Origin of the sequence: Streptomyces sp. NPDC047515 (assembly GCF_040643055.1) — a bacterium.
Lineage (GTDB): Bacteria > Actinomycetota > Actinomycetes > Streptomycetales > Streptomycetaceae > Streptomyces.
Genome location: NZ_JBEYTM010000004.1, coordinates 252974 through 263478, shown reverse-complemented (window position 1 = coordinate 263478; position 10505 = coordinate 252974). Strand labels below are relative to the sequence as shown.

Annotated in this window: 10 protein-coding genes; 6 read left to right on the top strand and 4 right to left on the bottom strand. The window is 68.6% G+C overall.

What is annotated here, in order from left to right; all coding sequences use genetic code 11:
• Nucleotides 1-88: 88 nt before the first annotated feature.
• Both ABZ826_RS05370 and ABZ826_RS05365 read right to left on the bottom strand, forming a co-directional pair.
• Nucleotides 89-1567, bottom strand: coding sequence for a hypothetical protein (locus ABZ826_RS05370; protein WP_361442461.1), 1479 nt, complete (start codon nt 1565-1567; stop codon nt 89-91).
• 140 nt (nt 1568-1707) lie between these two features.
• Nucleotides 1708-1905, bottom strand: coding sequence for a hypothetical protein (locus ABZ826_RS05365; RefSeq protein ID WP_361442458.1), 198 nt, complete (start codon nt 1903-1905; stop codon nt 1708-1710).
• Nucleotides 1906-2065: 160 nt separating this feature from the next.
• Between ABZ826_RS05365 and ABZ826_RS05360 the strand changes: the two genes are divergently transcribed.
• Entirely contained in the window at nt 2066-3040 is a 975-nt protein-coding gene (locus ABZ826_RS05360) for a carbohydrate kinase family protein (protein WP_361442455.1), read from the top strand.
• Between the two features lie 15 nt (nt 3041-3055).
• Here ABZ826_RS05360 and ABZ826_RS05355 read toward each other — a convergent pair whose 3' ends face one another.
• Nucleotides 3056-4438 carry an aminotransferase class V-fold PLP-dependent enzyme gene (locus ABZ826_RS05355; protein WP_361442452.1) on the bottom strand — a complete coding sequence of 461 codons (1383 nt, stop codon included), beginning with the start codon at nt 4436-4438 and terminating at the stop codon, nt 3056-3058.
• A gap of 258 nt (nt 4439-4696) precedes the next feature.
• On the opposite strand from ABZ826_RS05355, the gene coxB reads away from it, so the two are divergent.
• The 4 genes from coxB (at nt 4697) to ABZ826_RS05335 (ending at nt 9162) form a co-directional block, all read left to right on the top strand.
• Complete coding sequence (gene coxB / locus ABZ826_RS05350; protein ID WP_361442449.1) at nt 4697-5659, top strand: cytochrome c oxidase subunit II; 963 nt, start codon at nt 4697-4699, stop codon at nt 5657-5659.
• Nucleotides 5656-7392, top strand: coding sequence for a cytochrome c oxidase subunit I (gene ctaD / locus ABZ826_RS05345; RefSeq protein WP_361442446.1), 1737 nt, complete (start codon nt 5656-5658; stop codon nt 7390-7392). The genes coxB and ctaD overlap by 4 nt, the downstream gene beginning before the upstream one ends.
• Nucleotides 7389-7787, top strand: coding sequence for a cytochrome c oxidase subunit 4 (locus ABZ826_RS05340; protein WP_361442443.1), 399 nt, complete (start codon nt 7389-7391; stop codon nt 7785-7787). The genes ctaD and ABZ826_RS05340 overlap by 4 nt, the downstream gene beginning before the upstream one ends.
• Nucleotides 7788-7905: 118 nt before the next feature.
• Complete coding sequence (locus ABZ826_RS05335; RefSeq protein WP_361442440.1) at nt 7906-9162, top strand: Ig-like domain-containing protein; 1257 nt, start codon at nt 7906-7908, stop codon at nt 9160-9162.
• An 80-nt stretch (nt 9163-9242) separates the two neighbouring features.
• On the opposite strand, the gene ABZ826_RS05330 is transcribed toward ABZ826_RS05335, so the two are convergent.
• Entirely contained in the window at nt 9243-9641 is a 399-nt protein-coding gene (locus ABZ826_RS05330) for a hypothetical protein (RefSeq protein ID WP_361442437.1), read from the bottom strand.
• 186 nt (nt 9642-9827) lie between these two features.
• Between ABZ826_RS05330 and ABZ826_RS05325 the strand changes: the two genes are divergently transcribed.
• Nucleotides 9828-10448: a heme-copper oxidase subunit III gene (locus tag ABZ826_RS05325; RefSeq protein WP_093893621.1), complete on the top strand. Its 621-nt coding sequence runs from the start codon at nt 9828-9830 to the stop codon at nt 10446-10448.
• The last annotated feature ends 57 nt before the right edge of the window (nt 10449-10505 follow it).

Sequence of the window (10505 nt, the reverse complement as noted above, 5' to 3'; positions counted from 1 at the left end):
GCCGGTGCCCGCGCGCCCCCCGCAGCGGCGGCGGGCCGCCCCCCCCGCCCCCCCCGCCGCCTCTGTGCCGTGTGTACGGGCCCAGACGTCAGCCGCGGGGCACGTCGCCGCCCGAGGCGGCATCGACCACCGTCCGGTCGCCGAGCGGCGCGTCCAGCGTCACCGTGCGGGTCAGCTCCTTGGCGATCATGGCGCAGAGCTTCTTTCCGGCCGGCTTCGTCTCCGCCACCGTCACCCGCACCGCCTTCCCGTCCTCGCTCGCACGCGCCGTGTACGTGCTGCACGCCCCGCCCCAGAACGTCACCGACAGGGTCCGCCCGTCAGTGCTGTACGACAGGATCTGCCGCGAGGTCTTTCCCGTGTCCCCCGGAGGCGGGGTCGTCGCCGACGGTTCCTCCTTCGTCAGATACGCGGGGTCCACGGCGATCTGCGACACGGTCTCGCCCGTGCCGCCCGCGGCCGGTCGCACCGAGAAGAGCCAGGACGGTACGAGCGTCTGCCTGCCCGCCACGTACCGCGCCGTCAGGCCGAACACGGCCTTGTCGACCGTCACGGTCGTCGTTGGCCGCTCCGCCCCGGTCCGTGCTCCGCAATGGACCTCCGGCGATTTCAGGCCGTCCCGCAGCGGTACGGGGGTGGCGCACCCGCCGATGTCCGCGCGCCCGTCCGTCCGGGGCGCCGCCCCGTTCAACTGCTTCAGTGCCTCGCCCGCGCTGATCACCGGATAGCTGTCGCCCTTCTCCAGGGCCTTCAACTGTCCGCTGCCGCCGACTACTTCACCGTCCGAACCCACCTGGATCCCGGTCGACCAGCCGTAGGTGGGGAGTCCGTCCACCACCGGGTCGGCGTTCACCACCCGTACCGAGCCCATGAGTTGCCGGGTGTCGAGGGCGGCGTCGTCCTGCCCCACCGCCTTCAGGACCGGCGCCGCGGCGGCCCTGGCGGCGCCCTCGCCCACCGCGGAGCCGCTGCCGCCCGGGGCCACCTTCGCGCTCGAACAGGCCGAGGTGCCCTCGCAGTTGTCCGTACCGCCCAAGCCGTACCGGGCGAAGCTCCAGGTCCCCGGCGCCTGTTTGTCCACCCGGAGGGCCGGGCCGGAGCCGTCCTTGTCGGACCCCACCTTCCAGGACGTGCCCTCCGTCCGCGGGGTGCCCTCAAGGCCCAGCGCCTTCGCCAGCCGGGACACCTGTGCCGCGGAGACGGCTCCCTCGGTGCGCCGCACCGCCGCCGTGCCGGGACCCTCGGGAAGCTTGCCGGAGGCGCGGTAGACCATCCGGCCGCCGTGCGGATCGGGCTCGCCCGGCGCGATGCCGGGGGCGGTGCCCGGCGAGGACCCGTCGGGCGCCGCCGGGCCGCCCGCCTGCTCGTCCAGGGCCGGCGGGGGAGGGGGGCGCTCCCTGTCGGCCGCCGCGCTGCCGCCGCTCCCGCCGTCGCCGTCCGCGGCGGTCGCGGCCCAGTACGCGCCACCGCCCCCGGCCAGCAGTACGGCTGCCGCCACCGAGACCACGGCGAGCGTCGGGCGTCGCCGGGGGCCGGTCACGTCGTTGTCGGATCGCTCGGTGCTCACCGGATCGCTCCTTCGCCTGCGTTGCCGTCACAGACCGTAACCGGCCTGCCGTCCGTCCCGTGAGTGGGGACAACGGTGGGACGGGGCACGCGGGCGCACGGTTCCCTTCAGGGGTGGGGGCCGCGACCGGTGCGCCGGACTCAGTCGCCGTAGTCGGACATGGCGTCGATCAGCCGCGCGGAGGCCGGAGGCACGGTCACCCCGTGAATCAGGGACGGCGCGACCGGAGCGGGGGCGGACTTCGCGGGAGCCACCCAGTGCGGAGCCATGCGCGCGCAGTCACCGCGCAGCTCGGCCAGGCTGATCTCGGACTCGCGTGAAGCGTTGTTGTTCGACATATACGCACCGTAGGCATCACACGCCCTGGGAAGAAAGCCCTACTATCGGGTAGTTTTCCCCCCTTCAGGGCGAGTGCGGGGAACGGGTAGCGTGAACTGTCACGCCGCCCCGGGAACACCGTCACCCGTTCCCCCCGATCTCCACAGGAGCAGTCTCCCCGTGCGAATCGCAGTCACCGGCTCCATCGCCACCGATCACCTCATGACCTTCCCCGGCCGTTTCGCCGACCAGCTGGTCGCGGATCAGCTGCACACGGTCTCGCTGTCCTTCCTGGTCGACAACCTCGATGTGCGCCGGGGCGGTGTCGCCGCCAACATCTGCTTCGGCATGGGCCTGCTGGGCACCCACCCGATCCTGGTCGGTGCCGCGGGCTCCGACTTCGACGAGTACCGCGCCTGGCTCGACCGCCATGGCGTCGACACCGGGTCGGTCCGGATCTCCGAGGTCCTGCACACCGCCCGTTTCGTCTGCACGACGGACGCGGACCACAACCAGATCGGCTCCTTCTACACGGGCGCGATGAGCGAGGCGCGGCTCATCGAGCTGAAGTCCGTCGCCGACCGTGTCGGCGGCCTCGACCTCGTCTCGATCGGTGCGGACGACCCCGAGGGGATGCTCCGCCACACCGAGGAGTGCCGCTCCCGCGGCATCCCGTTCGCCGCGGACTTCTCGCAGCAGATCGCGCGGATGGACGGCGACGAGATCCGGATCCTCCTGGACGGCGCCACGTATCTCTTCTCCAACGAGTACGAGAAGGGGCTCATCGAGTCCAAGACGGGCTGGAGCGACGAGGAGATCCTGGCCAAGGTCGGCCACCGGGTCACCACGCTCGGCGCCCGCGGCGTGCGGATCGAGCGGGCCGGCCTGGAGCCGATCGAGGTCGGCTGCCCCGAGGAGGAGGTCAAGGCCGACCCGACCGGTGTCGGCGACGCCTTCCGGGCCGGATTCCTCTCCGGTCTCGCCTGGGGCGTCGGCCTGGAGCGCGCCGCCCAGGTCGGCTGCATGCTCGCCACCCTGGTCATCGAGACGGTCGGCACCCAGGAGTACACCCTGCGCCGCACCCACTTCATGGACCGCTTCACCAAGGCGTACGGCCACGACGCCGCCGCCGAGGTCCGCGCGCACCTGGGCTGATCCCGAAGGGGAGTCTCAGGTCAGCCGGCGGACCACATGGGCCGAGCCGCGGTCCGCCGGCTCCTCGCCCACGTACTCCTGCTCGCGCATCACGCACCAGGCCGGGATGTCCAGCCGAGCCGCCTCGTCGTCGGAGAGCACGGTCACCGTCCCGCCCAGCGGTACGTCCCCGATCACCTTCGCGAGCTCGATCACGGGGATCGGGCAGCGCTTCCCGAGGGCGTCGACCACCAGGGACGCGGACGCGGCGGGGGAGGGGGGAGCCGAAACGGGCGCCCCCAGCCTCTCCCGTACGTCTCCCACCACCCCGGGCAGTACGTCCAGGAAGCGGTCGACGTCCTCGGCCGTGGTGCCGGCCGGCAGCGACACCCGTACGTTCCCCTCCGACAGCACCCCCATGGCCCTGAGCACATGGCTCGGTGTCAGTGTGCTGCTGGTGCAGGAGGAACCGGACGATACGGCGAATTCGCACCGGTCCAGCTCATGGAGCAGAGTCTCTCCATCGACATAGAGACAAGAGAAGGTCACCAGATGCGGCAGCCGCCGCACCGGGTCGCCGACCACCTCCACATCGGGCACCAGCTGCGGTACCCGGAGCCTGATGCGGTCCACCAGGGCCCGCAGCCGTACGGACTCGGCCGCCGCCTCCGTCCGCACCGCCCGCAGCGAAGCCGCCGCGGCCACGATCGCCGGAATGTTCTCGAACCCCGCGGCCCGCCCCGACTCGCGCTCGTCGGCCGGTCCCTGAGCCGCGAACCGCACCCCCTTGCGCACCGCCAGCAGCCCGACCCCCGAGGGCCCGCCCCACTTGTGTGCGCTCGCCGCCAGCAGCGACCAGCCCTCGGGCACCGGCCCCCAGCCCAGCGACTGGGCGGCATCCACCAGCAGCGGCACCCCCGCCGCCCGGCAGACCTCCGCGACCTCGGCCACCGGCTGCTCGGTGCCGACCTCGTGATTGGCGGACTGCAGACAGGCCAGCGCGGTGTCCTCGCGGAGCGCCTGCGCGTACGCCGCCGCGCTCACCGCACCCGAGCGGTCCACCGCGACCTCGAAGACCGATCCGCCCTGGGCCTCATGGGTGGCGGCCGAATGGAGCACCGACGAGTGTTCGACCGCGGAGACGACCAGATGGCGGCCGACACGCCGACGTCCCGCGAGGGCCCCGGAAATTCCCGAGTGCACCGCGCGCGTCCCCGAAGGAGTGAACGTGAGCTCGTCCGGGCGGCAGCCCACGGCCTCCGCGGCGGTCTCCCGGGCCGCGTCCAGCAACAGCCGGGCCCGGCGCCCCTCGCGGTAGAGCCTGGCCGGGTCGGCCCACCCCTCGTCCAGCGCGGCAAGCAGCGCCTGGCGGGCGACGGGGTGCAGGGGGGCGGAGGAGGCGGCGTCGAAGTAGGGCACACGGCCACGCTAGCCCGCGCCGGGCCGGGGCCGCCCGCGTGGCCAGGAGAGGGGGCGTCAGATGGCCGCCGGAGGCCCGTACTCCACCCCTTCGGAGGGTCGGACGGCGCGTTGGGCACCCTCCCCGCGCGACCCCAAATAGCGTCCAGTAGGGTTTGGTCCGCATAAACATCCAAACCCCTGCCCGCGTCAGGGCGGCGACCGACCAGAGAGACGGCCGCGCCGACCGCGCGGGCGAGACTCTCGGGAAGGCGCTACGTGAGTCCCAACGGCTCCGACCGCTCGTCGCGGCGCCCGATGCGGCGGAAGCTGCCGCAGGTGCTGACTGCGGGCCTGGTCCTGGCGACCGCCACCGGTTGCACATACAAGGACTTTCCCCGTCTTGGTATGCCTACGCCGGTAACGGAAGAGGCACCACGGATCCTTTCCCTCTGGCAGGGCTCGTGGGCGGCAGCGCTCGCCACGGGCGTGCTGGTCTGGGGCCTGATCCTGTGGAGCGTCATCTTCCACCGGCGCAGCCGCACCAAGATCGAGGTTCCTACGCAGACCAGGTACAACATGCCCATCGAGGCGCTGTACACCGTGGTCCCTCTGATCATCGTCTCGGTGTTGTTCTACTTCACCGCGCGCGATGAATCGAAGCTCCTCACGCTCTCCCCCAAGCCCGCCCACACCATCAACGTGGTCGGCTACCAGTGGAGCTGGGGATTCAACTACATCGAGAACGTGGACGGCTCGCTCGCCACGGGCAAAAAGATCCCCAAGGAACTGGACGCCATCCCGGACAGGTTCCGGAAGGACTTCCCCCAGGGGGCCGAGGGTGTCTACGACTACGGCATCCCGGGAACGCGGAACCCGCAGAACGGCAACCCGGGTCCGACCCTGTGGCTGCCGAAGGGTGAGAAGGTCCGCTTCGTCCTGACTTCGCGTGACGTCATCCACTCCTTCTGGGTGGTGCCGTTCCTCATGAAGCAGGACGTCATTCCGGGCCACACCAATGCCTTTGAGGTGACTCCCAACCAGGAGGGCACCTTCATGGGCAAGTGCGCCGAGCTCTGCGGCGTCGACCACTCCCGGATGCTCTTCAACGTCAAGGTCGTCTCCCCGGAGCGCTACCAGGCGCATCTCAAGGAGCTGGCGAAGAAGGGCCAGACGGGCTACGTGCCGGCCGGCATCGCGCAGACTGACCCGGCCAGGAATGCGGAGACGAACAAACTGTGAGCATCCTCAACGAACCTCAGGGTGCCGCGGCAGCAGACGACTCGTACGAGGACGAGCTGCCGGTCCGGCGCAAGCAGCCGGGAAACGTCGTCATCAAGTGGTTGACCACCACTGACCACAAGACGATCGGCACGATGTACCTGGTCACATCGTTCGCGTTCTTCTGCATCGGCGGTCTGATGGCGCTCTTCATGCGCGCCGAGCTGGCCCGTCCCGGCACGCAGATCATGTCGAACGAGCAGTTCAACCAGGCGTTCACGATGCACGGCACGATCATGCTGCTGATGTTCGCGACGCCGCTGTTCGCCGGGTTCGCGAACTGGATCATGCCGCTGCAGATCGGCGCGCCCGACGTGGCGTTCCCGCGGCTGAACATGTTTGCGTACTGGCTGTACCTCTTCGGCTCGATCATCGCGGTGGCCGGGTTCCTCACCCCGCAGGGTGCGGCCGACTTCGGCTGGTTCGCCTACTCCCCGCTCTCGGACGCGGTCCGTTCGCCGGGTGTCGGCGCCGACATGTGGATCATGGGTCTGGCCTTCTCCGGCTTCGGTACGATCCTCGGTTCGGTCAACTTCATCACCACGATCATCTGCATGCGCGCTCCCGGCATGACGATGTTCCGCATGCCGATCTTCGTCTGGAACGTCCTGCTGACCGGTGTGCTGGTCCTGCTGGCCTTCCCGGTCCTCGCCGCCGCGCTCTTCGCGCTGGAGGCGGACCGCAAGTTCGGTGCGCATGTGTTCGACGCGTCCAATGGCGGCGCATTGCTCTGGCAACACCTCTTCTGGTTCTTCGGCCATCCAGAGGTGTACATCATCGCCTTGCCATTCTTCGGAATCATTTCCGAAGTGATTCCGGTGTTCAGTCGAAAGCCGATGTTCGGCTACATCGGCCTGATCAGCGCGACGATCGCCATCGCAGGCCTCTCCGTGACCGTGTGGGCGCACCACATGTACGTCACCGGCGGTGTGCTGTTGCCGTTCTTCTCATTCATGACATTCCTCATCGCGGTACCGACCGGTGTGAAGTTCTTCAACTGGATCGGCACGATGTGGAAGGGATCGTTGTCCTTCGAGACACCGATGCTCTGGGCCGTCGGCTTCCTGATCACCTTCACCTTCGGTGGTCTGACCGGTGTGATCCTGGCGTCGCCCCCGATGGACTTCCACGTCTCGGACTCGTACTTCGTCGTCGCGCACTTCCACTACGTCATCTTCGGCACCGTGGTCTTCGCGATGTTCTCCGGATTCCACTTCTGGTGGCCGAAGTTCACCGGCAAGATGCTGGACGAGCGGCTCGGCAAGATCACGTTCTGGACGCTGTTCGTGGGCTTCCACGGCACGTTCCTGGTGCAGCACTGGCTGGGTGCCGAGGGCATGCCGCGTCGCTACGCGGACTACCTCGCCGCGGACGGCTTCACCGCGCTGAACACGATCTCGACGATCTCCTCGTTCCTGCTCGGTCTGTCGATGCTGCCGTTCTTCTACAACGTGTGGAAGACCGCCAAGTACGGCAAGAAGATCGAGGTCGACGACCCGTGGGGCTACGGCCGTTCGCTGGAGTGGGCGACCTCCTGCCCGCCGCCGCGGCACAACTTCCTCACGCTGCCGCGGATCCGTTCCGAATCCCCGGCGTTCGACCTGCACCACCCGGAGATCTCGGCGCTCGAACAGCTGGAGCACCACTCCGAGGATGACAAGGCCCTCGCTGGTGGCAAGGAGGCCGGCAAGTGAATATCCAGGGCAAGATGTTCATCTGGCTGAGCGTCTTCATGCTCGCCATGGCCATCACCTACGGCGTGTGGTCGAAGGAGCCGGCCGGTACCACCGCGCTCTTCCTGGCCTTCGGCCTGAGCATCATGATCGGCTTCTACCTCGCCTTCACGGCGCGGCGGGTCGACGCCATGGCCCAGGACAACAAGGAAGCCGATGTCGCGGACGAGGCCGGCGAGGTGGGGTTCTTCTCCCCGCACAGCTGGCAGCCGCTCGCGCTGGCGATCGGCGGCGCCCTCGCCTTCCTAGGCGTCGTCTTCGGCTGGTGGCTGCTCTACTACGCGATCCCGGTGGTTCTGATCGGCCTGTTCGGCTGGGTCTTCGAGTACTACCGCGGTGAGAACCGGACCCAGTGACCTCGCGTCACCGCTCCACCTGACGGGGGGCCTGTACTTCTCCACCAAAAGAAGTACAGGCCCCCCGTTTGCAGTCACATAGCGCGCTGATAGGGATGAATCTTCATAGCGTGTGTTCATGAACCACACGCCGCGCTTCCGCCCCGTAGTGAGCTGCACTCTGCTGGTCGTGACCCTGGTCGCAGGTGTGACCGCGTGCGGGGGGTCCGACGGCCACCCGCTCGCGGCGAAACCGTACGACGCCGCGGACGAGATCTCCGCCAACGTCTCCGACGGGGACGAGAAGGTCGACTCCGACAAGCCGCTCGAACTCACCGTCGACGGCGACGACGGCCGGATCACGGACGTCACGGCAGTGGACACGGCAGGACGCCATCTGTCGGGCGAGCTGGACGCCGACGGGAGGCGCTGGCACGCCACCTCCCCGCTCGCCGCCGGCACCCGCTACACGGTCCGGGTCAGCATGGAGGACGGCGACGGGGATCCGGGCAGCCGTACGCTCTCCTTCGGGACCACCTCCGCCAAGAAGTTCCTGAAGGTCGCCTTCGGCCCTCAGGCGGGCACCTACGGCGTCGGACAGCCCATCACGGCGGCACTCAGCGCTCCGATCAAGGACAAGGCGTCCAGAGCCATCGTGGAGCGCGCCCTGCGGGTCCGTTCCACGCCCGCCGTGACCGGCTCCTGGTACTGGGTCGACGACAAGACCCTGCACTACCGCCCCGAGGAGTACTGGCCCGCCAGGGCCACCATCGACGTCACCAGCGGCCTGGCCGGTCTCAAGGTCACCAACAGCCTGTACGGGGCCCCCACGAAGGCGCTGAGGCTCACCACGGGCGCCCGCATCGAGGCCATCACCGACGCCGCCGCGCACACGATGACGGTCAAGCGCGACGGGAAAGTGATCAACACCATTCCGGTGACCACCGGCAAACCGGGCTTCGCCACCCGAAACGGTGTCAAGGTCGTGCTGAGCAAGGAATACGCCGTACGTATGCGCGGCGAGACGATCGGCATCTCGGCGAACTCGTCCGACGGGTACGACCTGATGGTCTACTACGCGACGCGCGTGACCTGGAGCGGCGAGTACGTGCACGCGGCCCCCTGGTCCACCGGTTCGCAGGGGTACGCGAACGTCAGCCATGGCTGTACAGGCATGACCACCAGCCTGGCCGAGTGGTTCTACAACACCGTGCGCACGGGCGACATCGTCCAGGTCGTCGGCAGTCAGGGCGAGACGATGACACCGTTCGACAACGGCTACGGCGACTGGAACCTCTCCTGGCCCGCATGGCTGAAGGGCAGCGCGCTGCAGAAGAACTCCTCCCCGGACCGCACGGACACGATCCAGGCGGCGCGACTGCGCCCCGAGGTCTGACCGGCCCCGGGGAGTGCGCCGCCCCTCAGCGGTACCGCGGACGGATCCGCGGCGGGCCTCAGAGGCCGCCCGACAGGCTCTCAGGCCGTGCAGAGCCTGTTGCGCAGCAGGGCGGCCAGGGCGTCCGCGAACTCGACCGGTTCGACCGGCAGGGTCACCGCGGCGTCCGCACGGCTCCATGTGGCCAGCCAGGCATCCTGCGGGCGGCCCATCAGTAGCAAGACAGGCGGGCAGTGGAAGATCTCGTCCTTGATCTGCCGGCAGACGCCCATGCCGCCCGCGGGCGCCGTCTCGCCGTCCAGCACACAGACGTCGATGCCGCCGTTGTCCAGTGCTTCCAGGACGGCGGGCAGGGTGGCGCACTCGAGGAACTCCACCGGCGGCACGTCGGCGGCCGGCCTGCGCCCGGCTGCCAGCTTCACCTGCTCACGGGTGTTGGCGTCGTCGCTGTAGACCAGGACCGTGGCGGTCGGCTGCATTGTTCCTCCGTGACATCCGTGTCTTCGGGGCTTTCCGGGCATGAACCGATGCGCGGATCGTACTCCGCCCGATGGCCTGTCAGTACCGCCCGGGACAGCGGATTCATGGGCTGTTCGGGGACGGCACACCCTGTTGACACACCGAACGGCACCCCCGGAGTGAGGGCGGGATAAGGGACCGACATAATGTCGGTCGTGGCGACAGCAACGACAGTAGAAACCGGGCACGCGCACCCGTCGGTCAATCGACCGAACCTCACCAGCGTCGGAACCATCATCTGGTTGAGTTCCGAGCTGATGTTCTTCGCGGCCCTCTTCGCGATGTACTTCACCCTGCGATCGGTGATGGGACCGGACCACTGGAAGGAAATGGCCTCGGCCCTGAACTTCCCGTTCTCCGCGACGAACACCACGATCCTGGTGCTCTCCTCACTCACCTGCCAGCTCGGCGTCTTCGCCGCGGAGCGGGGCGATGTGAAGAAGCTCCGTACCTGGTTCGTGATCACTTTCGTGATGGGTGCGATCTTCATCGGAGGCCAGGTCTTCGAGTACACCGAGCTGGTGAAGAAGGACGGCCTCTCGCTGTCCTCCGACCCGTACGGCTCGGTGTTCTACCTGACGACCGGCTTCCACGGGCTGCACGTGACAGGCGGGCTCATCGCCTTCCTGCTCGTTCTGGGCAGGACGTACGCAGCCAAGAGGTTCACCCATGAACAGGCCACCGCCGCCATCGTCGTGTCCTATTACTGGCACTTCGTCGATGTCGTGTGGATCGGCCTCTTCGCCACGATCTACATGATCAAGTAACCGGGCTCGAACCCGAACCACATCCAGCATCGACGCAGAAGATCCTGACACCGGGGT

Coding starts and splice junctions, on each gene's coding strand:
- ABZ826_RS05325 (WP_093893621.1), top strand. CDS start 9,828: ATGTCGGTCGTGGCGACAGCAACGACAGTAGAAACCGGGCACGCGCAC.
- ABZ826_RS05365 (WP_361442458.1), bottom strand. CDS start 1,905: ATGTCGAACAACAACGCTTCACGCGAGTCCGAGATCAGCCTGGCCGAG.
- ABZ826_RS05330 (WP_361442437.1), bottom strand. CDS start 9,641: ATGCAGCCGACCGCCACGGTCCTGGTCTACAGCGACGACGCCAACACC.
- ABZ826_RS05335 (WP_361442440.1), top strand. CDS start 7,906: ATGAACCACACGCCGCGCTTCCGCCCCGTAGTGAGCTGCACTCTGCTG.